The organism is Enterobacter sp. BNK-8 (genome assembly GCF_048685095.1).
Taxonomy (GTDB): Bacteria; Pseudomonadota; Gammaproteobacteria; order Enterobacterales; family Enterobacteriaceae; genus Enterobacter; species Enterobacter quasiroggenkampii.
In genome coordinates, this window is sequence record NZ_JBLQTN010000001.1 from 956,089 (window position 1) to 980,488 (window position 24,400).

General features: G+C 57.9%; 23 protein-coding genes. 11 read left to right on the forward strand and 12 right to left on the reverse strand.

Going from position 1 to position 24,400, the window contains the following annotated elements; genetic code table 11:
* Positions 1-80: 80 nt before the first annotated feature.
* Entirely contained in the window at positions 81-461 is a 381-nt protein-coding gene (locus ACMGGU_RS04595; RefSeq protein ID WP_045909461.1) for a protein YbgS, read from the reverse strand.
* 303 nt (positions 462-764) lie between these two features.
* Between ACMGGU_RS04595 and aroG the strand changes: the two genes are divergently transcribed.
* On the forward strand, positions 765-1,817 hold the full coding sequence (gene aroG / locus ACMGGU_RS04600) for a 3-deoxy-7-phosphoheptulonate synthase AroG (protein ID WP_008501110.1): 1,053 nt from the start codon (positions 765-767) through the stop codon (positions 1,815-1,817).
* A gap of 60 nt (positions 1,818-1,877) precedes the next feature.
* Here aroG and gpmA read toward each other — a convergent pair whose 3' ends face one another.
* The 7 genes from gpmA to modE all read right to left on the reverse strand — a co-directional run bounded on the left by gpmA (position 1,878) and on the right by modE (position 9,625).
* Entirely contained in the window at positions 1,878-2,630 is a 753-nt protein-coding gene (gene gpmA, locus ACMGGU_RS04605; protein ID WP_008501111.1) for a 2,3-diphosphoglycerate-dependent phosphoglycerate mutase, read from the reverse strand.
* 206 nt (positions 2,631-2,836) lie between these two features.
* Entirely contained in the window at positions 2,837-3,877 is a 1,041-nt protein-coding gene (gene galM, locus ACMGGU_RS04610) for a galactose-1-epimerase (RefSeq protein ID WP_048026977.1), read from the reverse strand.
* Entirely contained in the window at positions 3,871-5,019 is a 1,149-nt protein-coding gene (gene galK / locus ACMGGU_RS04615; protein WP_063417487.1) for a galactokinase, read from the reverse strand. The genes galM and galK overlap by 7 nt, the downstream gene beginning before the upstream one ends.
* Positions 5,020-5,022: 3 nt before the next feature.
* Positions 5,023-6,069, reverse strand: a complete 1,047-nt coding sequence (galT, locus tag ACMGGU_RS04620; RefSeq protein ID WP_223540159.1) for a galactose-1-phosphate uridylyltransferase — start codon at positions 6,067-6,069, stop codon at positions 5,023-5,025.
* A 9-nt stretch (positions 6,070-6,078) separates the two neighbouring features.
* A complete protein-coding gene (gene galE, locus ACMGGU_RS04625; protein ID WP_048026980.1) occupies positions 6,079-7,095 on the reverse strand; it encodes a UDP-glucose 4-epimerase GalE in 1,017 nt (338 codons plus the stop codon).
* A gap of 201 nt (positions 7,096-7,296) precedes the next feature.
* Positions 7,297-8,769: a molybdate ABC transporter ATP-binding protein ModF gene (modF, locus tag ACMGGU_RS04630; protein WP_420300279.1), complete on the reverse strand. Its 1,473-nt coding sequence runs from the start codon at positions 8,767-8,769 to the stop codon at positions 7,297-7,299.
* A gap of 67 nt (positions 8,770-8,836) precedes the next feature.
* Positions 8,837-9,625 (reverse strand): molybdenum-dependent transcriptional regulator, encoded by a 789-nt coding sequence (gene modE, locus ACMGGU_RS04635; protein WP_420300280.1) that lies wholly within the window; start codon positions 9,623-9,625, stop codon positions 8,837-8,839.
* A 127-nt stretch (positions 9,626-9,752) separates the two neighbouring features.
* On the opposite strand from modE, the gene ACMGGU_RS04640 reads away from it, so the two are divergent.
* From ACMGGU_RS04640 to modC, 4 genes are all read left to right on the forward strand, one after another.
* Entirely contained in the window at positions 9,753-9,902 is a 150-nt protein-coding gene (locus ACMGGU_RS04640) for an AcrZ family multidrug efflux pump-associated protein (protein ID WP_008501118.1), read from the forward strand.
* Positions 9,903-10,080: 178 nt separating this feature from the next.
* On the forward strand, positions 10,081-10,854 hold the full coding sequence (gene modA / locus ACMGGU_RS04645) for a molybdate ABC transporter substrate-binding protein (RefSeq protein ID WP_196364858.1): 774 nt from the start codon (positions 10,081-10,083) through the stop codon (positions 10,852-10,854).
* On the forward strand, positions 10,854-11,543 hold the full coding sequence (modB, locus tag ACMGGU_RS04650; protein WP_045909470.1) for a molybdate ABC transporter permease subunit: 690 nt from the start codon (positions 10,854-10,856) through the stop codon (positions 11,541-11,543). The genes modA and modB overlap by 1 nt, the downstream gene beginning before the upstream one ends.
* A gap of 2 nt (positions 11,544-11,545) precedes the next feature.
* Positions 11,546-12,604 carry a molybdenum ABC transporter ATP-binding protein ModC gene (gene modC, locus ACMGGU_RS04655; RefSeq protein ID WP_048222105.1) on the forward strand — a complete coding sequence of 353 codons (1,059 nt, stop codon included), beginning with the start codon at positions 11,546-11,548 and terminating at the stop codon, positions 12,602-12,604.
* Here the strand turns inward: modC and ACMGGU_RS04660 are convergent, their stop codons facing one another.
* Positions 12,605-13,423 (reverse strand): pyridoxal phosphatase, encoded by an 819-nt coding sequence (locus tag ACMGGU_RS04660; protein ID WP_047073877.1) that lies wholly within the window; start codon positions 13,421-13,423, stop codon positions 12,605-12,607.
* Between the two features lie 140 nt (positions 13,424-13,563).
* Here ACMGGU_RS04660 and pgl point away from each other — a divergent pair, with 140 nt between their 5' ends.
* A complete protein-coding gene (gene pgl / locus ACMGGU_RS04665; RefSeq protein WP_045909472.1) occupies positions 13,564-14,559 on the forward strand; it encodes a 6-phosphogluconolactonase in 996 nt (331 codons plus the stop codon).
* A 123-nt stretch (positions 14,560-14,682) separates the two neighbouring features.
* On the opposite strand, the gene ACMGGU_RS04670 is transcribed toward pgl, so the two are convergent.
* Positions 14,683-15,966 (reverse strand): putative acyl-CoA thioester hydrolase, encoded by a 1,284-nt coding sequence (locus tag ACMGGU_RS04670; protein ID WP_353145052.1) that lies wholly within the window; start codon positions 15,964-15,966, stop codon positions 14,683-14,685.
* 224 nt (positions 15,967-16,190) lie between these two features.
* On the opposite strand from ACMGGU_RS04670, the gene hutI reads away from it, so the two are divergent.
* The 5 genes from hutI to hutH all read left to right on the forward strand — a co-directional run bounded on the left by hutI (position 16,191) and on the right by hutH (position 22,435).
* Positions 16,191-17,414, forward strand: a complete 1,224-nt coding sequence (hutI, locus tag ACMGGU_RS04675) for an imidazolonepropionase (RefSeq protein ID WP_420300281.1) — start codon at positions 16,191-16,193, stop codon at positions 17,412-17,414.
* Positions 17,411-18,349, forward strand: a complete 939-nt coding sequence (hutG, locus tag ACMGGU_RS04680; RefSeq protein WP_420300282.1) for a formimidoylglutamase — start codon at positions 17,411-17,413, stop codon at positions 18,347-18,349. Before hutI ends, hutG begins: the two co-directional genes overlap by 4 nt.
* Positions 18,350-18,368: 19 nt before the next feature.
* Positions 18,369-19,103: a histidine utilization repressor gene (locus tag ACMGGU_RS04685; RefSeq protein ID WP_196364852.1), complete on the forward strand. Its 735-nt coding sequence runs from the start codon at positions 18,369-18,371 to the stop codon at positions 19,101-19,103.
* A gap of 126 nt (positions 19,104-19,229) precedes the next feature.
* Positions 19,230-20,918 carry a urocanate hydratase gene (gene hutU, locus ACMGGU_RS04690; RefSeq protein WP_223540163.1) on the forward strand — a complete coding sequence of 563 codons (1,689 nt, stop codon included), beginning with the start codon at positions 19,230-19,232 and terminating at the stop codon, positions 20,916-20,918.
* Complete coding sequence (gene hutH, locus ACMGGU_RS04695; RefSeq protein ID WP_420300283.1) at positions 20,915-22,435, forward strand: histidine ammonia-lyase; 1,521 nt, start codon at positions 20,915-20,917, stop codon at positions 22,433-22,435. The genes hutU and hutH overlap by 4 nt, the downstream gene beginning before the upstream one ends.
* Before the next feature lie 86 nt (positions 22,436-22,521).
* Here the strand turns inward: hutH and ACMGGU_RS04700 are convergent, their stop codons facing one another.
* Entirely contained in the window at positions 22,522-22,998 is a 477-nt protein-coding gene (locus ACMGGU_RS04700) for a kinase inhibitor (RefSeq protein WP_008501131.1), read from the reverse strand.
* Positions 22,999-23,046: 48 nt separating this feature from the next.
* Positions 23,047-24,348, reverse strand: coding sequence for an adenosylmethionine--8-amino-7-oxononanoate transaminase (bioA, locus tag ACMGGU_RS04705; RefSeq protein ID WP_395299892.1), 1,302 nt, complete (start codon positions 24,346-24,348; stop codon positions 23,047-23,049).
* Positions 24,349-24,400: the final 52 nt, after the last annotated feature.

A 24,400-nucleotide genomic window follows, 5' to 3' on the forward strand; every position in this document is an offset into this window, starting at 1 on the left:
TTTTAGTGTAGCGTTTTTAATAGGTTACTCCAAAAAGAAAGGAGAGCCTGGGCTCTCCTTTTTCTGACGGTGCATACAAATTACTGGGTGGTACCATCCGTTTTGGTATTGGCGTCGTCACCCACTTTGTCGTTAGGGTCCGGGCATTTTCCGTCCTTACACATGGAGTTCTTGTGGACCTCGTCTGAACTCATATTGTCATGGTTCATGGTGCCGGAACCGCTACCGTCTGGATGCAGCATGGTGCCGCCCGTGTTGGTATTGCCGGTATTGATCTGGCCGTTGTCGACGTTATTCGGGGCAATATTCTGTTTTGCATCAGGCGCAGGCTGACCTGCTGCCGCAGCCGCATTCGCGTCACCGTTGCTCTCTGAGGTGCCCGTTTCGGCGGCCAGGACGCTGCCGCTGGCAAGGGTAAGGGTGGCGGTCAGGAAGAGGGTTGCCAGTTTTGTCATTTTCATCATGGTGCTCCTGTTCTTGTCGTTACGCTGGATAACATTCTCCAACAGTGCATCTTTTTTGAGGCGAAAGATTCCGCCTTACGGACTTACGTCAGTAGGGAATCGCGTTTAAGCGTTTAAAATTGGTTGTTACAGTTAAAAAGCTTAGGTTAGATCTCATTTTTCGCTATTTTGTGGCGATTTTTAGGCGAATTCCAGGAATTATCTGCGTGAAGTGTAAAACCGTGTTTACACTTCCTAGTCGACAAGATAGATTGAAAGGATTGCTTTCATTACTAAAGATATGGCAGAGCTGGAACGAAAATGAATTATCAGAACGACGATTTACGCATTAAAGAGATCAATGAGTTATTACCTCCTGTAGCACTCCTTGAGAAATTCCCCGCCACTGAAAATGCCGCAAACACGGTTTCTCATGCTCGTAAAGCGATCCATAAGATCCTGAAAGGTAATGACGATCGTCTTCTGGTGGTGATTGGCCCGTGCTCGATTCACGATCCTGCTGCCGCGAAAGAATACGCAGCCCGTCTGCTCACCCTGCGTGAAGAGCTGAAGGACGAGCTGGAAATCGTCATGCGTGTCTACTTTGAAAAACCGCGCACCACCGTGGGCTGGAAAGGACTGATTAACGATCCGCACATGGATAACAGCTTCCAGATCAACGACGGTCTGCGCATTGCGCGCAAGCTGCTGCTGGAGATTAACGACAGCGGGCTGCCTGCGGCCGGTGAATTCCTGGACATGATTACGCCCCAGTATCTGGCAGACCTGATGAGCTGGGGGGCAATTGGTGCCCGCACTACTGAATCTCAGGTTCACCGCGAGCTGGCGTCCGGTCTCTCTTGTCCGGTGGGCTTCAAAAACGGCACTGACGGCACCATTAAGGTGGCTATCGACGCCATCAACGCAGCGGGCGCACCGCACTGCTTCCTGTCCGTGACCAAGTGGGGTCACTCTGCCATCGTTAACACCAGCGGTAACGGTGACTGCCATATCATTCTGCGCGGCGGCAAAGAGCCGAACTACAGCGCAAAACATGTGGCCGAAGTCAAAGTCGGGCTGGAAAAAGCCGGGCTGCCACCGCAGGTGATGATCGATTTCAGCCACGCCAACTCCAGCAAGCAGTTTAAAAAGCAGATGGAAGTGGGCGCAGACGTCTGTCAGCAGATTGCCGGCGGTGAGAAGGCGGTAATTGGGGTGATGATCGAAAGTCATCTGGTTGAAGGTAACCAGAACCTGGAAGGCAGCGAGCCGCTGGTATATGGCAAGAGCGTGACCGATGCCTGCATCGGCTGGGACGATACCGACGCCATCCTGCGCCAGCTGGCTAACGCAGTGAAAGCGCGTCGCGGTTAATTCTGACGGCTCAAATAAAAAAGCGCGGACGGTTCCGCGCTTTTTTTATGGTCAACGAAATTACTTCGCTTTACCCTGGTTCGCAACGGCCGCCGCTTTCGCTGCGATTTCGTCCGCGTTACCCAGGTAGTAGTGTTTGATTGGCTTGAAGTTTTCGTCGAACTCATACACCAGCGGTACGCCAGTTGGGATGTTCAGTTCGAGAATTTCGTCTTCACCCATGTTGTCCAGGTATTTCACCAGCGCACGCAGGGAGTTACCGTGAGCCGCGATAATCACGCGCTCGCCGCTTTTCAGACGTGGCAGAATGGTTTCGTTCCAGTAAGGCACAACGCGGTCGATGGTCAGCGCCAGGCTCTCGGTGGTTGGCAGCTCAGCGTCGGTCAGTTTCGCGTAACGCGGGTCGTGGCCCGGGTAGCGCTCGTCATCTTTGGTCAGCTCTGGTGGGGTGACCGCGAAGCCGCGACGCCACTGTTTAACCTGCTCGTCACCGTATTTCTCAGCGGTTTCCGCTTTGTTCAGGCCCTGCAGTGCACCGTAGTGACGCTCGTTCAGTTTCCAGGATTTCTCAACCGGCAGCCAGGCCTGGTCCAGTTCGTCCAGCACGTTCCACAGGGTGTGGATGGCACGTTTCAGCACAGAGGTGTAAGCAAAATCAAAGCTGAAGCCTTCTTCCTTCAGCAGTTTACCTGCTGCTTTTGCTTCGCTTACGCCTTTCTCGGACAGATCAACGTCGTACCAACCGGTAAAGCGGTTTTCGTTGTTCCACTGGCTTTCGCCGTGACGCACCAGAACCAGCTTAGTAATAGCCATCTCTTACTCCTCAAGCATTTTTAGAATGATAACAATTCTCATTATATTGCCGTGGCCGTGCCAGCAGCAACGCTTAACCCTAACCATAGCGAAAATAGTCTCTGAGTGTAAGATGCTTGTGAATCCAGGGTTATGATTTTGTCTGCGATCGGCGCTATTTTCAGCAAGGCGCACAGAAAAAAGCCCTCCAGAGGGAGGGCTGAAGATTAATGTGGAATAAAATGATATTCCGTCACGCTAACGTACTCTTCACCCGGGCGCAGCACGCAGTCTGGCTGCGGCCATTCCGGATGATTCGGGCTGTCCGGCAGGAACTCGCTCTCCAGCGCCAGGCCTTGCCAGTCGCTGTACTCTTCGTGTTCGCGCGCCGTTGTGCCGCCGAGATAGTTACCTGAGTAAAACTGCAGGGCAGGGGCGGTGGTATAAACCGTCATCTGCAGCTTCTCATCCGCAGACCAGACCTGTGCGGCAGGTTGTTTCACATCACCTTTGGCCTGCAGCAGGAACGCGTGGTCGTAGCCTTTCACCTTGCGCTGATCGTCATCGCTCAGGAAATCCTGGGCGATCGTTTTCGCGCGGCGGAAATCAAAGCTGGTCCCGCTCACGTCCTTGAGCCCCTGATACGGAATGCCCATTTCGTCAACCGGCAGATACGCATCCGCCAGGATCTGCAGCTTGTGCTCACGCACGTCGCACTGGTTGCCGTCCAGATTAAAGTACGCGTGATTGGTCAGGTTGACCGGACACGGCTTGTCGACCGTCGCACGGTATTCGATGGCGATACGGTTGTCGTCGGTCAGCGTAAAGCGCGCGGAGGCAATAAGGTTACCCGGGAAGCCCTGATCGCCATCCTGCGAATCCAGCGAGAACAGCACTTCGCCGTCGTTTTGCCGAACAATTTTCCAGCGGCGTTTATCAAAGCCTTCCGGGCCGCCGTGCAGCTGGTTTTCACCCTGGCTTGGAAGCAGGGTGTACTGTACGCCGTCGAGCTCAAAGCGGCTCTTCGCGATGCGGTTAGCATAGCGTCCTACGGATGCGCCCAGATAGGCGGACTGATTAACATACTGCTCGGGCGATGCGCAGCCGAGCAGGGTTTCGCGCACGCTGCCGTCCGGCATCGGTACGCGGGCTGAAAGCAGGGTTGCACCCCAGTCCATAAGCGTAACCACCATCCCCGCGCGGTTGCGCAGGGTTAACAGGCGATACGGCAGACCATCCGGTGCGAGGGTAGGTGTTTCGTTTAGCACTGTCCGGCTCCTTGTGATGCTTTGCAAACATAGAAGGTTTCTTTGATACCTGTTTTCGCTTCGTACTGCTTCGCCACGGCGTCCTGTACGGCAGGGACCAGCTCTTCCGGGACCAGCGCAACGATGCAGCCGCCAAAACCGCCGCCCGTCATGCGTACGCCGCCTTTGTCGCCAATGACCGCTTTGACGATCTCCACCAGGGTGTCGATTTGCGGAACGGTAATCTCGAAATCATCGCGCATGGAGGCGTGAGATTCTGCCATCAGCTCACCCATGCGTTTCAGGTCACCTTTCGCCAGCGCGGAGGCGGCTTCAACGGTACGGGCATTTTCCGTCAGCACGTGACGAACGCGTTTGGCGACAATCGGATCCAGCTCGTGCGCCACTTTGTTAAATTCATTGAGCGTCACGTCGCGCAGGGCGGGCTGCTGGAAGAAGCGGGCGCCGGTTTCGCACTGCTCGCGGCGGGTGTTGTACTCGCTGCCCACCAGCGTGCGCTTAAAGTTGCTGTTGATGATCACGACAGCCGCGCCTTTTGGCAGGGGAACGGCTTTGGTGCCAAGCGAGCGGCAGTCGATCAGCAGCGCGTGTTCTTTTTTGCCCAGCGCGGAGATTAGCTGGTCCATGATGCCGCAGTTGCAACCCACGAACTGGTTTTCCGCTTCCTGACCGTTCAGGGCGATTTGTGCGCCATCCAGCGGTAAATGATAGAGCTGCTGGAACACGGTGCCGACGGCGACCTCCAGAGACGCAGAGGAGCTTAAGCCCGCCCCCTGCGGCACGTTGCCGCTGATGACCAAATCGGCGCCGCCGAAGTTTTTATTACGCTTCTGCAGATGCTTCACCACGCCGCGCACGTAGTTAGACCACTGCTGGCTGTCGTGCGTCACAATCGGGGCATCGAGGGAAAACGCGTCCGTCTCATTCCCGTAATCCGCCGCAATCACGCGAACCTGGCGGTCGTCGCGCTTCGCGCAGCTGATGACCGTCTGGTAATCGATGGCACACGGCAGCACAAAACCGTCGTTATAGTCAGTGTGTTCACCGATCAGGTTAACGCGACCAGGCGCCTGAATTACGTGGGTGGCAGGGTAGCCAAATTTCTCAGCAAACAGGGATTGTGTTTTATCTTTCAGACTCATTTTTTAAACTCCTGATTCGCGATAGTGGACGTCGCTAACGGCACGCAGACGTTCTGCCGCCTGTTCCGCCGTCAGATCACGCTGGGTTTCCGCCAGCATTTCGTAGCCCACCATAAATTTACGTACCGTCGCAGAGCGCAGCAGCGGCGGATAGAAATGGGCATGCAGCTGCCAGTGCGGATTCTCTTCCCCGTTAAACGGTGCGCCGTGCCAGCCCATGGAGTATGGGAAGGAGCACTGGAACAGGTTGTCATAACGGCTGGTCAGTTTTTTCAGCGCCAGGGCAAGGTCGTCGCGCTGCGCGTCGCTGAGTTCGGTGATGCGCTGCACGTGTGCTTTCGGCAGCAGCAGCGTCTCAAACGGCCAGGCGGCCCAGTAAGGGACGACGGCCAGCCAGTGTTCGGTTTCCACCACGGTACGGCTGCCGTCTGCCTGCTCACGCTGCGCGTAATCCACCAGCATCGGCGAGCCGTTTTCCGCGTAATACGCTTTTTGCAGACGGTCTTCACGCTCGGCTTCGTTAGGCAGGAAGCTGTTCGCCCAGACCTGGCCATGCGGATGCGGGTTGGAGCAGCCCATTGCCGCACCTTTATTTTCAAACACCTGCACCCATGGGTAAGTTTGACCCAGCTCGGCAGTTTGCGCCTGCCAGGTGCTGACCACCTCTTTCAGTGCCTCAACGCTCAGCTCCGGCAGCGTTTTGCTGTGATCGGGAGAGAAGCAGATCACGCGGCTGGTACCGCGCGCGCTTTCACAGCGCATCAGCGGATCGTGGCTTTCCGGCGCGTCCGGCGTGTCGGTCATCAGGGCGGCAAAATCGTTGGTAAACACGAAGGTGCCTTTGTAGTCCGGGTTTTTATCCCCGGTCACGCGCGTGTTGCCCGGACAGAGGAAGCAGTCCGGGTCGTGCTGCGGCAAGGTCAGTTTTGCAGGCGTCTCCTGCGCCCCCTGCCAGGGGCGCTTGGCGCGATGCGGAGAAACTAAAATCCATTGCCCGCTTAACGGGTTAAAGCGACGATGCGGATGATCGACGGGATTAAATTGCGTCATGACGGATCCTTAGTCCGGATAGCCTTGCGGGTGGCGTGACTGCCAGTGCCAGGTATCCTGTGCCATTTCATCAAGCGTGCGCGTAACACGCCAGTTAAGCTCTTTGTCGGCTTTGGTGGCGTCGGCCCAGTAAGCAGGCAGATCGCCCTCACGACGCGGTGCGAAGTGGTAGTTCACCGGCTTGCCGCAGGCTTTGCTGAAGGCATTGACCACGTCCAACACGCTGCTGCCGACCCCGGCGCCGAGGTTGTAAATATGCACGCCAGGTTTATCCGCCAGCTGCTGCATGGCGGCAACGTGGCCATCTGCCAGATCCATCACGTGGATATAGTCGCGCACGCCAGTGCCATCTTCGGTGGGGTAGTCATTGCCAAAAATCGCCAGCGAATCGCGACGACCGACGGCAACCTGCGCGATATACGGCATCAGGTTGTTCGGAATGCCCTGCGGATCTTCACCCATATCGCCAGACGGATGGGCACCGACCGGATTGAAGTAGCGCAGCAGCGCGATGCTCCATTCCGGCTGGGCTTTTTGCAGGTCGGTCAGGATCTGCTCCACCATCAGCTTGCTTTTGCCGTACGGGCTCTGCGGCGTCCCGGTCGGGAAGCTTTCAACGTAAGGAATTTTGGGCTGATCGCCATAGACGGTGGCGGAAGAGCTAAAGATGAAGTTTTTGACGTTAGCCGCACGCATGGCGGAGATGAGACGCAGGGTACCGTTGACGTTGTTGTCGTAATACTCGAGCGGTTTTGCAACGGACTCCCCGACGGCTTTCAGACCCGCGAAGTGGATCACCGCTTCAATGGCGTGGTCGTGAAGGATCTCGGTCATCAACGCTTCGTTGCGGATGTCGCCTTCCACGAAAGTCGGTTGTTTACCGCCAAGACGTTCAATCACAGGCAGCACGCTGCGCTTACTGTTGCACAGGTTGTCGAGAATGATGACGTCATGGCCGTTTTGCAGCAGCTGCACGCAGGTATGACTACCGATGTAACCGCTACCACCTGTTACCAGAACTCGCATATTTCGCTCCATTGGGCTTATGGTATGTAATAACCATAGCATAACAGAGACGCAAAAAGTGTGACATGGGATAAAATAGTGGAATCGTTTACACTGTTTTTAAAATCCGATTTTCAGCTGCCATGAGGCATTGTAGATCAACGGGATAGCAATGTATTAGTGCAGGTTATCTGAAAAACGGAGGGCGGTGCCCTCCGGGGGTCAATCGATTTTGCTTTGCAGATAACGATAGTGCTCGCCATCCGGAACAAACTCCAGGCGATGCGTGATGCAGGAGGGGGCATCTTCGGCATGATGTGAAACAAACAGCAGCTGCGTTTCACCTTCGCTAATCAGCACGTCCACAAAGCGGCGGATAAGCTGCCGGTTCAACGGGTCGAGTCCCTGCAGCGGTTCGTCGAGGATCAGCAGCGTAGGGTGTTTCACCAGCGCGCGAACGATCAGTGCCAGACGCTGTTGCCCCCACGACAGGCTATGAAACGGCGCGTCAGCGACCCGGTTGTCCATGCCCAGGATATCCAGCCACTGCTGGGCCAGCTTGTGCTGTTTGTCCGACACCGCCTGATAAATGCCGATCGAGTCAAAATACCCGGAGAGGATCACGTTGCGTACCGTGGTACTGACCCGATAATCCAGATGCAGGCTGCTGCTGACATAGCCGATATGTTTTTTAATATCCCAGATGGTTTCGCCGCTGCCGCGACGCCGACCGAACAGCGTCAGATCGTTGCTATAGCCCTGCGGGTGATCGCCGGTGATCAGGCTCAGCAGCGTGGATTTCCCCGCGCCGTTGGGGCCGACAATCTGCCAGTGCTCGCCCGGATTGACCGTCCAGCTGAGGCGGTTAAGAATCGGGCGATCGTCATAAGCAACCATCCCGTCACGCAGCACGATGCGCGGCTGGTGGGGATCAAGCGCGTGGCGCGCCGACGGGGCGTCAGGTTCCGGAAGGGTAATACCGTCGAGCTGTTCGCTGTGGGCGAGCTGGGCAATCAGCGCCTGCTTAAGCAGCGCGGTTTTTTCGCCGGTCTCGGTCAGGTTACAGTCGGCCAGGACGCCCGCGTGCTGGATAAAGTCCGGAATTTCATCGAAGCGGTTAAGCACCAGCACGAGGGTATATCCCTGCTGATTAAGCGATGCCAGCAGGGACGCCAGCTGCGCCCGGGACTGCACGTCAAGACCGTCGAACGGTTCGTCCAGAATAAGCAGTTCAGGTTCGCTCATCAGCGCCTGACAAAGCAGCGTTTTTCGCGTCTCGCCGGTAGAAAGGTATTTAAAGCGCCGGTCCAGCAGAGGGGTGATACCGAACTGTTCTGCCAGGTGCTCACAGCGGGCGGGGTCTTTCACCTCATCCTGTATAATTTCTGCGGTCGTACGGCCAGTATCGTCTTCGCCAGGGCTGAGCAAATCGGTGTTGTTGCGCTGCCACTCGTCGCTGACCAGCTTTTGCAGTTGTTCAAACGACAGGCGCGTCAGGCGCGTAAAGTCGCTCTGGTATTCGCCCTTGAGGAGGTTGAGCTCTCCCGCCAGCGCACGGGCCAGCGCAGATTTACCGCTGCCGTTGGTGCCGACAAACGCCCAGCTTTCACCCGCGCGTAGTGTCAAATCAGCAATCGTCAGCGTTCGGGTATCGCTAAGACGAAACGTGCCTTGCGAAATATGCAATGATGACATGATTTATCCCTGTTTTTGCAGCAATAGATATCAGGGATACGCACTGTCGGTACGATTGTCAATGCGCTCAGCACAAAGTGGCGATAATCACCCGGTCCGCGTTGAAATACGCGGTGACGACAGCACCTTCTTCTAAGTCGACCGACTCGCTGAGCGGTATGGTCGCGCAAAGCGGCTGCCCATCTGCCAGGGTCATGAGCACTTCGCACTGCGCCTGGCCGCGTTCGATGTGGCTGATTGTGCCCTGCAGCTGGTTATCTGCTGCCTTTGCCGCATCGGGATCGCGCGTGATAGTGACCCACGGCGCTTTCAGGAGCACCAGCACCTCTTTACCTTCATCCAGTTCAAGACGTTCCGCGCTTTGCGCCGTTATGGCGGCTTTCAGGCGGGTGGTGCCATCGGCAAGCAGGATCTCAATATGCTGCTGTATCTGCAGATTATCGCGCGCCGTCACCGTTCCAAACCACTGGTTGCGGGCGCTGGTTTGTAGCGAGAAGCGGGAAATGGCGGCCAGCAGAATGTCCAGTGGCACGTTATCGTCATCGCTTAACACATCGAACGCTTTTTGCTGAATCTGGGCCAGCAGATCGTAAAGCTGAATAAGGCGCTGTCCATAACGCGTCACGATCGCACCGCCGCCACCTTTGCCGCCCGTGGCTCTGTCCACCAGCGGCTGTTCGCTCAGGGTGTTCATTTCGTTGATGGCGTCCCAGGCGCTTTTATAGCTGATGCCCGCGTTTTTCGCCCCCTGGCTAATCGAGCCCGTTTGTTCTATTTGTTTAAGCAGGGCGATACGTCGCGGATCGGCGAAAAGCTTTTGCTGAAGTCGGAGTGTAAGGAGAATTTCGGCCTGCATAACAGTGTCCTGGCAAAAAGGGTATTGTGACCCAAATGGTGCAGGGCGCAAAGGGTACCGCACAAAAGGGGATGTTTTTCTCAGTTGAAAGGGTAGAATACGCTATTCACAATATCTGGAGAAAACCATGTTAGAGTTGTTGAAAAGTCTGGTATTCGCCGTGATCATGGTACCAGTAGTGATGGCCATCATCCTCGGTGCCATCTACGGCCTGGGTGAAGTGTTCAACGTCTTTTCGAACATTGGTCACAGAGACCAGGCTAAAAAGCAGCATTGATTCCCCCCAAAACGCCCGGCTTGCCCGGGCGTTTTGCTCTCAAGATTTTCCCGTTTTCGCCGATAATATTTAACGTATCACGCCGGTTTACCTCTTCAGCGGTACGATTTAACGCTGGGATCTCCCTGACGTTACCGTTATATTGATGTGTATATAACGCTACTCACAGGAGTTAAAAATGGCACGTACCTGGGTACGCCTTTTCGCAGGGGCAACGCTGACGCTTTCACTTACCGGCCACGCGCTGGCGGACGAGGGTAAAATCACGGTCTTTGCGGCGGCGTCGCTGACCAACGCGCTGCAGGATATCGCGGCGGCGTATAAAAAAGAGAAAAACGTCGAGGTTGTCTCCTCGTTTGCCTCTTCCTCGACGCTGGCGCGCCAGATAGAAGCGGGCGCACCGGCGGATCTGTTCATCTCGGCTGACCAGAAGTGGATGGATTACGCGGTGGAGAAGAAAGCGATTGATGCGGCAACCCGCGAAACGCTGCTGGGGAATAGCCTGGTTGTCGTGGCACCAAAAGCCAGCGCTCAGGCTGACTTCACTATCAACAAAGAGACCAACTGGATAAGTCTGCTGAACGGCGGGCGTCTGGCGGTGGGCGATCCGGAGCACGTTCCGGCCGGGATCTACGCCAAAGAAGCGCTGCAAAAGCTGGGCGCGTGGGAAACATTGTCACCGAAGCTGGCTCCGGCGGAAGATGTCCGCGGCGCGCTGGCGCTGGTGGAACGCAACGAAGCCCCGCTGGGCATTGTGTATGGCTCTGATGCCGTCGCCAGTAAGGGTGTGAAAGTGGTGGCAACGTTCCCGGAAGACTCCCACAAGAAAGTGGAATATCCTGTTGCGATTGTTGATGGACATAAAAATGCGACCGTGACGGCTTTCCGCGATTATCTGAAGGGGCCTGAAGCGTCCGCAATCTTTAAACGTTACGGATTTACGACTCACTGATGATATTGACCGATCCTGAATGGCAGGCTGTTCTGCTGAGCCTTAAAGTCTCTTCCCTGGCGGTTGCGCTGAGTTTGCCCTTTGGGATCTTCTTTGCCTGGTTACTGGTTCGCTGTCAGTTTCCCGGCAAAGCGCTGCTCGACAGCGTGCTTCATCTTCCGCTCGTGTTGCCGCCCGTGGTGGTCGGTTATCTGCTGCTGGTTTCGATGGGGCGGCGCGGTTTTATCGGCGAGAAGCTCTACGACTGGTTTGGGCTGACGTTCGCTTTTAGCTGGCGCGGTGCGGTACTGGCGGCAGCGGTAATGTCATTCCCGCTGATGGTGAGGGCGATCCGCCTCGCGCTGGAAGGCGTGGACATGAAGCTCGAACAGGCGGCGCGTACGCTGGGTGCCGGGCGCTGGCGCGTCTTTTTCACCATCACGCTTCCCCTGACGTTACCCGGCATTATTGTCGGGACGGTACTGGCCTTCGCCCGCTCGCTGGGCGAGTTTGGCGCGACAATCACCTTTGTCTCGAACATTCCCGGCGAGACGCGAACCATTCCATCGGCCATGTATACCCTGATTCAAACGCCGGGCGGAGAGGGCGCGGCGGCGCGGCTGTGTATCATCTCAATCGTATTAGCCCTGGTATCGCTGCTGGTGTCGGAATGGCTGGCGCGGCTCAGCCGTGAGCGGATGGGGAAATAAGCATGCTGGAACTAAATTTCTCCCAGACGCTGGGAAACCATACCCTGACGCTTAACGAGACGCTGCCTGCAAGCGGTATCACCGCCATCTTCGGCGTGTCGGGGGCGGGAAAAACGTCGCTGATAAATGCCATCAGCGGCCTGACGCGCCCGCAGTCAGGACGGATTGTATTGAATAACCGCGTTCTGAATGACGTGGAAAACAAGGTGTATCTGTCGCCGGATAAACGCCGCATTGGCTATGTTTTCCAGGACGCGCGCTTATTCCCGCATTACAGCGTGCGCGGCAACCTGCGTTACGGCATGGCGAAAAGCATGACCGGACAGTTTGATAAACTGGTGACGCTTTTAGGCATTGAGCCACTGCTCGACAGGCTGCCATCCTCGCTTTCCGGCGGAGAAAAACAGCGCGTGGCCATTGGCCGCGCGTTGCTGACCGCGCCCGAACTGCTGCTGCTCGACGAACCGCTGGCCTCGCTGGATATTCCGCGCAAACGTGAGCTCCTGCCCTACCTGCAGCGCCTGACGCGGGAAATTAATATTCCAATGCTCTACGTCAGCCATTCGCTGGATGAGATCCTGCATCTGGCCGACAAAGTGCTGGTGCTGGAAGAGGGCAGCGTCAAGGCCTTCGGCAACCTGGAAGAGGTGTGGGGCAGCAGCGTAATGCACCCGTGGTTACCCCGGGAACAGCAGAGCAGCATCCTGAAAGTGAGCGTGCTGGAACACCACCCGCACTACGCGATGACGGCGCTGGCGCTGGGCGATCAGCACCTGTGGGTCAATAAGATCGACAAGCCATTACAGTCCGCGCTGCGTATTCGTATTCAGGCATCTGACGTTTCGCTGGTGCTGCAGCCGCCGCTGCAAACCAGTATTCGAAATATCCTGCGCGCCAAAGTGGCGGAGTGTTTTGATGATAACGGCCAGGTGGAAGTGAAGCTCGAGGTGGGAAGCAGAACGCTCTGGGCGCGCATCAGCCCGTGGGCCAGGGATGAGTTAGGGATCAAACCTGGCCTGTGGCTCTACGCGCAAATCAAGAGCGTCTCGATCACCGCCTGATTACAGCAGGTGGGTATAAATGTACTGCGCGATGCTGTCGGTGGTGTTGTCGCCAATCACCACGTTAGCGCGCGCTTTTACCGCGTCATCGGCATTGCCCATCGCCACGCCCGTACCGACGGCTTCCAGCATGCTGATGTCGTTGTAGTTGTCGCCGAAGGCGATCGCGTCCTGCATTGACCAGCCCTGCGATTCCACATACTGCGTCAGACGCTTGCCTTTGCTGTTGCCTTTGCGGGCAATATCCACCTGATCGTGCCAGGACCATTCGCACTCCAGACCCAGCGTCTGTTCCACGTGTTTCGCGAAGGCATTCAGTTTGGTGGTGTCTTCATCCGTCAGGGCGAATTTCCAGATAGCCTCAACGTCCTGGGCTGCCTGACGCAGCGAGGATACCTGGGTAAAGACCGGACGCTGCGCTTCAGGCAGGGACAACGCCCAGTTGCTGGTGCGCACCACGTGGCCGGTTGGGCGCTCGTACACCATCGCGTTATCCACGTACATCAGGCCGTGAATGGCATGCTCATCCAGCAGATCAATCAGTTGCAGCGCCTGGGGAACCGGCAGCGGGTCGGAGGCTAAAACCTTTTTTGCCTGATAATCATACAAATAAGTGCCATTACAACAAATTGCAGGTGTATCTAACGCCAGTGCCTGATAAAAAGGGTGAATGGCAACGTGATGTCGACCCGTTACGATAAGGAGTTGATATCCCGCTTCCTGTGCGCGTTTAAGCGCTTCCAGAGAAGAGGGGAGAAGGGTTTTTTGCGGCGTCAGTAAGGTACCGTCTAAATCCAGAGCAATCACACGCGAGGTCATTTGTTTTTCCGGGTTAATATTGAATTTACGTTTTGATGGGATGGTACACCGAGAGGCGAACGCTTCAAAACTCCTGTCGACAATTCAGCATTCACCGTCAAAAGTTAACTACTTTCATGCGCAGTGAGGAGTGAATATTCATGAAACAAACCGTTTATACCGCCAGTCCTGAAAGCCAGCAGATCCACGTCTGGCGTTTAAATACCGAGGGGACACTCACGCTGGTTCAGGTTGTTGATGTACCAGGTCAGGTGCAACCGATGGTTATCAGCCCGGATAAACGTTTCTTGTACGTGGGTGTGCGCCCGGAGTTTCGCGTGCTGGCCTATCGCATCTCTCCGGACGACGGCGCGCTGACTTACACTGCCGAAGCCCCGTTGCCGGGCAGCCCAACCCATATCTCAACCGATCGTAAAGGCAACTTTGTCTTCAGCGGCTCTTATAACGCGGGTTGCGTCAGCGTAACCCGTCTTGAAGATGGCATTCCGGTCGAAACCGTGGATGTGGTGGAAGGGCTTGAAGGCTGCCACTCGGCGAATATCTCTCCGGATAACCGCACGCTGTGGGTGCCTGCGCTGAAGCAGGATCGTATCTGCCTGTTCACCCTGAGCGACGATGGTCACCTGGTGGCGCAGAATCCAGCTGAAGTCACGACGGTAGAAGGCGCAGGTCCGCGTCATATGGTCTTCCATCCGAACCAGCAGTACGCCTACGTGGTCAACGAACTGAACAGTTCTGTGGACGTATGGGAACTGAAAGATCCAAACGGTCAGATTGAGTGCGTGCAGACGCTGGACATGATGCCGTCTGATTTCTCCGACACCCGCTGGGCGGCAGATATCCACATTACGCCAGATGGCCGTCATCTGTACGCCTGTGACCGTACCTCCAGCCTGATTACCGTGTTTAGCGTTTCCGAAGACGGCAGCGTGCTGGCGGTTGAAGGCTTCCAGCCGACGGAAACTCAGCCGCGCGGCTTTAATATCGATCACAGCGGCAAATACCTGATTGCAGCGGGGCAGAAATCCCACCATATCGCGCTGTATGAAATTAAAGGCGAGCAGGGTCTGCTGGAAGAGAAAGGGCGCTACGCCGTAGGCCAGGGGCCGATGTGGGTGGTGGTTAACGCTCACTAAGCGGCTTAAAACAAAAAACCTCGCGAATGCGAGGTTTTTTTATGCCCGGTGGCACCGCGTTTACCGGGCCTACATAACCTGTAGGCCGGGTAAGGCGAAGCCGCCACCCGGCAAAAGGACTGCTTACTGCTTCGGCTCAGCAACCACTTTGCTACCCAGACCGCGGTTGTTGTACTCCCACATGCGGTTGAAGTTAGCGTCGTTAAGGTTACGCTGCACGTTCCCTTTATCGTCCACCGCACCGGTATTGCCGGAGAACGGACGTTTGGAGATCGCCGCATCCGCCCACGGCTTCGCCATGTTGAAGCCTTCGTTGATCACGCTGTCGCGGATTACAACCTGACCGTTGGTCGCAGCGTCCACGTCCAGGGAGCGTCCCAGCTGCGCCACGCCGTCACCGGCAGCGTTAAAGCGGCTGTTCACGGCCAGGAAGCCGAAGAAGAGGTTCGACGGGGTTGCCGGAGCAAACACGTAACCTTCCTGCTGAGTGCGTGAGTTCACCACGCGGAAATCGGTGTTATCAAATACCACCGCTCCGCGGCCGGACACCAGATCCACATCACCTTCAACGTAGCTGTTGGTTACCAGCGTACGGGTCAGACGATTATTCTGCAGCGTGTTCTGTACACCGCTGTTGGTCACGAAGAAGGTGTTCTGACGACCCAGGATGTTGACGTTGTTAATCTGCACTTTATCGCCATCGCTGCGCAGCGCGACGGCCTGGTGGTTACCGGCGTCAACGCTGTCACCCAGGGTATTCTGGATGGTCAGGTTCTGCAGCTGCAGACCGTTATTCTGGGACCAGAACACCGCAGAGCACATCACGCCAATGGTGGCGGCACGCTTGCTCTGGCAGTTATCAAACATGTACCACGCCGGTTTACCCGGCATATATTTACCGGCCGGGTTCACCAGGTGACGCCAGGTGTTGCTGTCGATTTCGGAATCAATCGCCAGGCCAATTTTTACGTCGATCGCTTTTTCGCCCAGACCGTAAAGCGTAATGCTGCCCGGTGCCGCCGGAACATACACGGTGCCTTCATATTCACCTGGCAGGATCGCGATGTACTGGCGAGACGCGCTGTGTTTCGTGATGGCAGCATCTACCGCAGCCTGAATCGAGGTATGCGTTACGCCCTGCGCTCCCGCCGGGCCAACCACGAAGTCAGGCTGTTTCGGCAGGTTAATCGAGGACGGGGTCCACGGCGCAGCGTTAGGATCCATCGACGAGAAGTAGTGCGCACGGTCGAAGTTCTTCGCTTCATCAGCAGACAAAATCGGGCGGGAGGCCGTACCGGGCGCGACCTGCTCAGAAGGCCGCTGATCCGGTGGGGTTGAACTGCATGCGGATAATGTCACGCCAAAGGCGAGTGCTAACGCCAGACGGGAAATCCTGGAAATGTTCAAGGTGAAGCTCCTGGGTATGCAAGTCTTTACGGGATAGACGAAATAGCCTGCTTTTTTATACTAAGTTGAGCGAAACGGGAAGATAAAAAGGGTAAAAGTTGCATTTTTAGCCCAGGGGCGGCGGGTAAGTGATCACAAATAAATAACATTTTCCGCAAAGTCGGTTGACAGCAGACAACAGATGAAAATAAATGTCTATACAACCTATGACAAGTGGAATGCCCATGCAGCAGATTCATCCCGACGATGTGATATGGCGAAATGCGCGACTGGCTACGATGGCGCCGGACGTCTGTGCGCCCTATGGACTGAAAGAGCAACACGCCCTGGTCGTACGCGGCCACACCCTTCTGGCCGTGATCCCTGAATCTGACATTCCGGCCGGACACCGTCACTGTGTCGATCTTCAGGGACGTCTGGTCACGCCGGGCCTGATTGACTGCCATACCCACCTGGTGTTTGGCGGCGATCGCGCGGCGGAGTGGGAGCAGCGTCTTAACGGTGTCTCTTATCAAACCATCAGCGCCCAGGGGGGCGGGATTAACGCTACCGTGACGGCGACGCGCAGCAGCTCGCCCGAAACCCTGCTTAAGCTGGCGCAGCAGCGGCTTCAGCGTCTGATGAATGAAGGTGTCACCACGGTTGAAATCAAATCCGGATACGGTCTCAACGCCGAGGCCGAAGAGAAGATGCTGCAGGTCACACGCCAGCTGAGCCTCAATAATCCGGTTGATATCAGCCCAACGCTGCTGGCGGCTCATGCGGTTCCGCCGGAATACCGACAGGATCCGGATGCGTACCTCACGCTGGTCTGTGATCAGATATTGCCCACGCTGTGGCAAAAAGAGTTATACGAATCAGTAGACGTGTTCTGCGAAAACGTCGGCTTTACGCCGTCGCAAACCGAGCGCCTCTTTAAGGCGGCGACCGCGCTCGGTATTCCGGTGAAAGGGCACGTCGAGCAGCTGTCGAATCAGGGCGGTGCGGCGCTGGTCAGCCGGTATAAAGGACTCTCCGCCGATCATATCGAATATCTTGACGACGCAGGCGTTCAGGCGATGGCGCAAAGCGGCACGGTTGCGGTCCTGTTGCCGGGCGCGTTCTATTTTCTGCAGGAGCGCCAGCGTCCGCCGGTGGAACAGCTCAGAAAACAGGGCGTGCCGATGGCGGTCGCGACCGACTATAACCCCGGTACCAGCCCGTTTGCCAGCCTGCATCTGGCGATGAACATGGCCTGCGTCCAGTTTGGCCTGACGCCTGAAGAGGCCTGGGCTGGCGTCACGCGGCATGCCGCGCAGGCGCTGGGCCGCGGGGAAACCCACGGACAGCTGCGGGCCGGGTTTGTCGCTGATTTCATCGTCTGGGATGCACACCATCCGGTAGAGATGGTCTACGAGCCGGGACGCAATCCGCTGTATCAACGTATTTTCCGTGGGGAGGCAGTATGAGGTTATGGCGGCCCGTAGCCGAAACGGTCTGGCAGGGGCGCGACGACAGCGCCGAGGCCAGCAACGCAACGCGCATTTTCCAGACGATACGGCAGCAGGGAGCGTTCACGCCGCTATCATCCGGCATTGCGCTGATAGGCTTTGAATGTGATGCAGGGGTAAAACGCAATCAGGGCAGACCCGGTGCTGTGCAGGCGCCTGATATGCTGCGAAAGGCGCTGGCGAATATGGCAAGCCATCAGGGACACGATCGGCTGGCGGATATGGGATCGGTCTACGTTGAAGGTGACGAGCTTGAGGCGGCACAGCAGACGTTAAGCGATGCCGTGACAGCCTGCCAGCGCTCCGGGATGCGCACGCTGGTCTTTGGCGGCGGACACGAAACCGCGTGGGCGCACGGTCGCGGCGTGCTGGACGCCTTCCCGAACGAGCGGGTTGTCATCATCAACCTTGATGCCCATCTCGATCTGCGCAAGGCCGACCGGGCGACGTCCGGCACGCCGTTTCGCCAGCTGGCGCACTACTGCGATGAGCGCGGGCGGGCATTTCAGTACGCCTGCTTTGGCGTGAGCCGGGCGGCAAACACGCAGGCGCTGTGGGATGAGGCCGAACGCCTGAACGTCACGCTGGTGGAGGATCTCCATTTCAGGCGCGATGCACTGTCCGCGCTGGAAAGTGTGCTGGCGCAGGCCGATCGCGTTTACCTGACGATCGATCTGGACGTCCTGCCCGCCAGCGAGATGCCTGCTGTTTCCGCTCCGGCTGCGTTAGGCATTCCGGCACTGGATCTCCTCCCCGTCATCGAACATATCTGCCGTAGCGGTAAGCTCCAGGCCGCCGATCTGGTAGAGTTTAACCCGCAGTACGATCGGGACGGGCAGGGCGCTAAGCTCGCCGCCCGCCTGGCCTGGCAAATTGCTCACTGGTGGGCATAACACTATTCAAGGAGTCACGATGTTTTCACGCTCACCCCTGCCGCAGTCGAGCTCTCCCGCACCTTTCTACGAAAAGGTGAAGCAGGCGATCAGCGAAAAAATCGCCACCGGCGTCTGGCGGCCGCACGACCGCATTCCCTCGGAGGCCGATCTGGTGGCGCAGTTTGGCTTTAGCCGGATGACCGTCAACCGCGCGCTGCGCGAGCTGACCGACGAAGGGCTTCTGGTGCGTCTGCAGGGCGTCGGGACGTTTGTGGCGGAACCGAAAGGGCAATCCGCCCTGTTTGAAATCCGCAGTATTGCGGACGAAATTGCCGCGCGTAATCATCAGCACCGCTGTGAGGTGCTGGTGCTCGAAGAGACCCAGGCCAGCCCCGAGCAGGCGGTAGAGCTGAACGTCAAAGAAGGCAGCCGCATCTTCCACTCCGTGATGGTGCATTTCGAAAACGACATTCCGGTGCAGATTGAAGATCGCTGCGTTAACGCCGAACGGATACCGGACTATCTGAACCAGGATTACACCCACACCACGCCGCATGCCTATCTTTCGCTTGTCGCACCGCTGACGGAAGGGGAGCACATTGTGGAAGCCGTGCGCGCCACGCCGCAGGAGTGCGAGCGGCTGCGCATTAAAGAGCACGACCCGTGCCTGCTGATCCGCCGTCGAACCTGGTCCTCGTCGCACATTGTGTCGCATGCCCGGCTGCTTTTCCCGGGTAACCGTTACCGGCTGCAGGGCCACTTTATGTCATAAGTTTTATAAGCGTGATCGCTAACGCAATATAACAAAATTGTATCTTTTTTGTTAAATTCGACCTTGTGTGTGCTTGTCTATACAAGTATATCTAAATGCATCATCTGTCCCGTATAGGAGCACACAATGTCGTCAGGTAAATACCGCCAGCAGGACGTCCGCGCCGCGCGCGGCACCACCCTTACCGCCAAAAGCTGGCTCACCGAAGCCCCGCTGCGCATGTTGATGAACAACCTCGATCCTGAGGTGGCGGAAAACCCCCACGAGCTGGTGGTTTATGGCGGCATTGGCCGCGCCGCGCGCAACTGGGAATGCTATGACGCAATTGTAAAATCCCTGACCGAACTCGAACACGACGAAACCCTGCTGGTGCAGTCCGGCAAGCCGGTGGGCGTGTTTAAAACGCACAAAAACGCCCCGCGCGTGCTGATCGCCAACTCAAACCTCGTGCCGCACTGGGCAACGTGGGAACACTTCAACGAACTGGACGCGAAAGGGCTGGCGATGTATGGCCAGATGACCGCCGGGAGCTGGATCTACATCGGCAGCCAGGGGATCGTGCAGGGCACCTACGAAACCTTCGTGGAAGCCGGTCGCCAGCACTACAACGGCTCGCTGAAAGGCCGCTGGGTATTGACCGCCGGTCTGGGCGGCATGGGCGGCGCGCAACCGCTGGCCGCCACGCTGGCCGGCGCGTGTTCCCTGAACATTGAGTGCCAGCAGAGCCGCATTGATTTCCGTCTGCGTACCCGCTACGTCGATGAACAGGCGACCAGCCTGGACGATGCGCTGGCGCGCATCAAAAAATACACGTCCGAAGGCAAAGCGGTGTCGATTGCCCTGTGCGCAAATGCGGCGGACATTCTTCCAGAACTCGTCGCCCGCGGCGTGCGTCCGGATCTGGTCACCGACCAGACCAGCGCCCATGACCCGTTGCACGGTTACCTGCCAAAAGGCTGGACGTGGGAAGCCTACCAGCAAAAAGCGGAGACCGATCCGGAAGGCACGGTGCTTGCCGCGAAACGCTCCATGGCGGAACACGTATCCGCCATGCTGGCCTTCAGCCAGATGGGTATTCCGACCTTTGATTACGGCAACAACATTCGCCAGATGGCGAAAGAGATGGGCGTGAATAACGCCTTCGACTTCCCCGGCTTCGTCCCGGCCTATATCCGCCCGCTGTTCTGCCGCGGCATCGGGCCGTTCCGCTGGGTTGCCCTGTCCGGTGACCCAGAGGACATCTACAAAACCGACGCCAAAGTGAAGGAGATCGTCGCCGATGACGAACACCTTCACCACTGGCTGGACATGGCCCGCGAGCGCATTAACTTCCAGGGGCTGCCAGCGCGTATCTGCTGGGTAGGGCTGGAGTGGCGTCAAAAACTCGGCCTCGCCTTTAACGAAATGGTGCGCAGCGGTGAAGTCTCCGCGCCGATTGTGATTGGCCGCGACCACCTGGACTCCGGCTCCGTCGCCAGCCCGAACCGTGAAACGGAAGCCATGCGCGACGGCTCGGATGCGGTGTCCGACTGGCCATTGCTGAACGCCCTGCTGAATACCGCCAGCGGCGCGACCTGGGTGTCGCTGCACCACGGCGGCGGCGTGGGGATGGGCTTCTCCCAGCATTCCGGGATGGTTATTGTCTGTGACGGAACGGATGAAGCCGCCGCGCGTATCGCTCGCGTGCTCCACAACGACCCGGCAACCGGCGTGATGCGTCACGCGGATGCGGGTTACGAGATTGCCATTGACTGTGCCAAAGAGCAGGGCCTTAACCTGCCGATGATCCCTGCCACACAAGGAAAGCATGAATGAACGCATTAACCCTCACTCCCGGCTCACTGACGCTCAAACAGCTGCGTAACGTCTGGCGTCAGCCGGTCACCCTTTCGCTGGATGAAAGTGCTCACGCCGCCATTAACGACAGCGTGGCCTGCGTTGAAGCCATCGTTGCCGAAGGGCGCACGGCTTACGGGATTAATACCGGCTTTGGGCTGCTGGCGCAGACCCGCATCGCGACGCACGATCTGGAAAACCTGCAGCGTTCTCTGGTGCTGTCGCACGCGGCGGGCGTCGGCCAGCCGCTTGACGATGAGATTGTCCGTCTGATGATGGTGCTCAAAATCAACAGCCTGGCGCGCGGTTTCTCCGGCATTCGCCTGAGTGTGATCCAGGCGCTGATGGCGCTGGTTAATGCGGAGGTCTATCCGTGGATCCCGGCGAAGGGCTCCGTCGGGGCCTCCGGCGATCTCGCACCGCTGGCGCACATGTCGCTGCTGCTGCTGGGTGAAGGCAAAGCGCGCTGGCAGGGCGAGTGGCTTCCGGCGAAAGAGGCGCTGAAAAAAGCCGGCTTAACGCCGATCACGCTGGCGGCGAAAGAGGGGCTGGCGCTGCTGAACGGCACCCAGGCGTCGACCGCCTTCGCGCTGCGCGGCCTGTTTGAAGCGGAAGATCTGTTTGCCTCGGCGGTGGTGTGCGGTGCGCTGGCTACCGAAGCGGTGCTGGGCTCGCGTCGCCCGTTCGATGCCCGCATCCACGAGGTGCGCGGTCAGCGCGGGCAGATCGATGCTGCCGCGATGTACCGTCACGTGCTTACCGACACCAGCGAGATCGCGGAGTCACACCACAACTGTGAAAAGGTGCAGGATCCGTATTCCCTGCGCTGCCAGCCGCAGGTGATGGGCGCGTGCCTGACGCAGCTGCGCCAGGCGGCGGAGGTGCTGCTGGTGGAGGCCAACGCGGTGTCCGATAACCCGCTGGTGTTCGCCCAGGAAAACGAGGTGGTCTCCGGCGGTAACTTCCACGCCGAGCCTGTGGCAATGGCGGCGGATAATATCGCGCTGGCGATTGCCGAAGTCGGCGCGTTGTCCGAGCGCCGCATCGCGCTGATGATGGATAAACACATGTCCCAGTTGCCACCGTTCCTGGTGCGTAACGGCGGGGTCAACTCGGGCTTTATGATTGCTCAGGTGACGGCCGCAGCGCTGGCAAGCGAGAACAAGGCGCTGTCGCATCCGCACAGCGTGGACAGCCTGCCAACCTCGGCGAATCAGGAAGATCACGTTTCGATGGCACCGGCTGCCGGGCGTCGTCTCTGGGAAATGGCCTCCAACACCCGCGGTGTGCTGGCGGTGGAATGGCTGGCGGCAAGTCAGGGTATCGATCTGCGTGAGGGGCTCAAATCCAGCCCGCTGCTGGAGCAGGCGCGTCAGGTGCTGCGCGAGCACGTCACCCATTACGACGACGACCGCTTCTTTGCCCCGGATATTGATAAGGCGATGCAGCTTCTGGAAGAAGGGCGGCTGGTGGGGCTGTTACCTTCGGTGCTGTGATTTTTTTTGCCCGGTGGCGCTGCGCTTACCGGGCCTACGCGTGCGAAATCCAGGCCGGGTAAGGCGTAGCCGCCACCCGGCTTTTTTCAGGAATACATCGCTGTAATCGATGCGCTCCCCAGGGAATGGAAATGCACGTTAAACCCGACCATTGCGCCGCTCGCGCCTTCATCGACCTCAATCTTCTCCACATCCAGCGCGTGCACCGTGAAGATATAGCGGTGGGTTTCCCCTTTTGGCGGCGCCGCGCCGCCGTAGCCCGCTTTACCAAAGTCAGTGCGCGTCTGAATGGCACCTTCAGGCAGGGCAACCAGGTCTGAACCGGAACCCTGCGGTAGTACGCGCGTGTCGGCAGGCAGGTTCGCCACAATCCAGTGCCACCAGCCGGAGCCAGTAGGCGCATCTGGGTCGTAGCAGGTCACGACAAAGCTTTTGGTGCCTGCCGGAACCTCGTCCCACGCCAGGTGCGGGGAGATATTGTCTCCCTGATACCCCATGCCGTTAAAAACGTGACGTTCCGGCAGTTTTTCACCGTCGCGCAGATCTTTACTGATGATTTTCATACGGTTTACCCTCGTTGATCGCTCGTTCAGCAAGTGTAATGCATAGGGTTAAATCGTGAAATGCGCGGGAATGTTAACGGCTGTTACGACCGCGTCGGTTAATTTACGCAGCTGCTCCGGCGTAATGCTGTACGGCGGCATCAGGTAGATAAGCTTGCCGAAAGGCCGTACCCACACGCCTTGATCCACGAAGAAACGCTGCAACGCCGCCATATTCACCGGATGGGTGGTTTCAATCACCCCGATGGCGCCCAGCACGCGCACATCCGCCACGAAATTCGCCCCCGAGGCGGCGCTCAGCTCCGCTTTCAGCTCCGCTTTCAGCTGCGCTTCAATCGCCGCAACCTGCGTCTGCCACTCGCCGCTCGCCAGAATCGCCAGGCTTTCACTCGCCACGGCGCAGGCCAGGGGGTTGCCCATAAACGTCGGACCGTGCATAAAGCAGCCTGCTTCGCCGTCGCTGATGGTGTCGGCCACCTGGCGGGTCGTGAGCGTGGCGGAGAGCGTCATGGTGCCGCCCGTCAGCGCTTTGCCGAGGCACAGAATATCCGGGGCGATACCCGCATGCTCGCAGGCAAATAGCTTGCCAGTACGGCCAAAGCCGGTGGCGATCTCATCGGCAATCAGCAGAATGCCCTCGCGGTCGCACATCCTGCGAATACGCCTCAGCCATTCCGGATGGTACATCCGCATTCCGCCCGCGCCCTGCACGATCGGTTCAAGAATGACGGCAGCAATCTCGTGACGATGTGCTGCCATCAGCCGCGCGAAGCCGACCATGTCCATCTCGTTCCACTCGCCGTCGAAGCGGCTCTGCGGCGCAGGGGCGAACAGGTTTTCCGGCAGATACCCCTTCCACAGGCTGTGCATGGAGTTATCCGGATCGCACACCGACATCGCCCCGAAGGTATCCCCGTGATAGCCGTTGCGGAAGGTGAGGAAACGCTGGCGCGCTTCGCCCTTCGCGTGCCAGTACTGCAGCGCCATTTTCATCGCCACTTCCACCGCCACGGAGCCGGAATCCGCCAGGAATACGCACTCCAGCGAGTCAGGCGTCATCGCTACCAGACGTCGGCATAAATCCACCGCGGGCTGATGGGTGATCCCGCCAAACATCACGTGCGACATCTGGTCAATCTGGGCCTTCATCGCCGCATTCAGGCGCGGGTGGTTGTACCCGTGAATCGCCGCCCACCAGGAGGACATCCCGTCAACGAGCCGCTCGCCGCTGGCGAGGTGCAGCTCGCAGCCGTGGGCGGAGGCCACCGGATAGACGGGAAGGGGGCGGGTCGTGGAGGTGTAAGGGTGCCAGATATGCTGCTTGTCGAAGGCGAGATCGTCCTGGGTCATAATCGACTTGTAAACCATTTTGAAAAGTTTTAGGTTTACGAGTATAAACCGA

What these genes read in the sequence shown, in the direction of transcription:
- galE (WP_048026980.1), bottom strand. Translation starts at nt 7,095, where the DNA reads ATGCGAGTTCTGGTAACAGGTGGTAGCGGTTACATCGGTAGTCATACC.
- ACMGGU_RS04660 (WP_047073877.1), bottom strand. Translation starts at nt 13,423, where the DNA reads ATGACCTCGCGTGTGATTGCTCTGGATTTAGACGGTACCTTACTGACG.
- galT (WP_223540159.1), bottom strand. Translation starts at nt 6,069, where the DNA reads ATGACGCAATTTAATCCCGTCGATCATCCGCATCGTCGCTTTAACCCG.
- pgl (WP_045909472.1), top strand. Translation starts at nt 13,564, where the DNA reads ATGAAACAAACCGTTTATACCGCCAGTCCTGAAAGCCAGCAGATCCAC.
- gpmA (WP_008501111.1), bottom strand. Translation starts at nt 2,630, where the DNA reads ATGGCTATTACTAAGCTGGTTCTGGTGCGTCACGGCGAAAGCCAGTGG.
- modA (WP_196364858.1), top strand. Translation starts at nt 10,081, where the DNA reads ATGGCACGTACCTGGGTACGCCTTTTCGCAGGGGCAACGCTGACGCTT.
- galK (WP_063417487.1), bottom strand. Translation starts at nt 5,019, where the DNA reads ATGAGTCTGAAAGATAAAACACAATCCCTGTTTGCTGAGAAATTTGGC.
- hutU (WP_223540163.1), top strand. Translation starts at nt 19,230, where the DNA reads ATGTCGTCAGGTAAATACCGCCAGCAGGACGTCCGCGCCGCGCGCGGC.
- aroG (WP_008501110.1), top strand. Translation starts at nt 765, where the DNA reads ATGAATTATCAGAACGACGATTTACGCATTAAAGAGATCAATGAGTTA.
- modC (WP_048222105.1), top strand. Translation starts at nt 11,546, where the DNA reads ATGCTGGAACTAAATTTCTCCCAGACGCTGGGAAACCATACCCTGACG.
- hutI (WP_420300281.1), top strand. Translation starts at nt 16,191, where the DNA reads ATGCAGCAGATTCATCCCGACGATGTGATATGGCGAAATGCGCGACTG.
- ACMGGU_RS04685 (WP_196364852.1), top strand. Translation starts at nt 18,369, where the DNA reads ATGTTTTCACGCTCACCCCTGCCGCAGTCGAGCTCTCCCGCACCTTTC.
- hutH (WP_420300283.1), top strand. Translation starts at nt 20,915, where the DNA reads ATGAACGCATTAACCCTCACTCCCGGCTCACTGACGCTCAAACAGCTG.
- ACMGGU_RS04640 (WP_008501118.1), top strand. Translation starts at nt 9,753, where the DNA reads ATGTTAGAGTTGTTGAAAAGTCTGGTATTCGCCGTGATCATGGTACCA.
- modE (WP_420300280.1), bottom strand. Translation starts at nt 9,625, where the DNA reads ATGCAGGCCGAAATTCTCCTTACACTCCGACTTCAGCAAAAGCTTTTC.
- modB (WP_045909470.1), top strand. Translation starts at nt 10,854, where the DNA reads ATGATATTGACCGATCCTGAATGGCAGGCTGTTCTGCTGAGCCTTAAA.
- ACMGGU_RS04700 (WP_008501131.1), bottom strand. Translation starts at nt 22,998, where the DNA reads ATGAAAATCATCAGTAAAGATCTGCGCGACGGTGAAAAACTGCCGGAA.
- bioA (WP_395299892.1), bottom strand. Translation starts at nt 24,348, where the DNA reads ATGACCCAGGACGATCTCGCCTTCGACAAGCAGCATATCTGGCACCCT.
- hutG (WP_420300282.1), top strand. Translation starts at nt 17,411, where the DNA reads ATGAGGTTATGGCGGCCCGTAGCCGAAACGGTCTGGCAGGGGCGCGAC.
- ACMGGU_RS04595 (WP_045909461.1), bottom strand. Translation starts at nt 461, where the DNA reads ATGAAAATGACAAAACTGGCAACCCTCTTCCTGACCGCCACCCTTACC.
- modF (WP_420300279.1), bottom strand. Translation starts at nt 8,769, where the DNA reads ATGTCATCATTGCATATTTCGCAAGGCACGTTTCGTCTTAGCGATACC.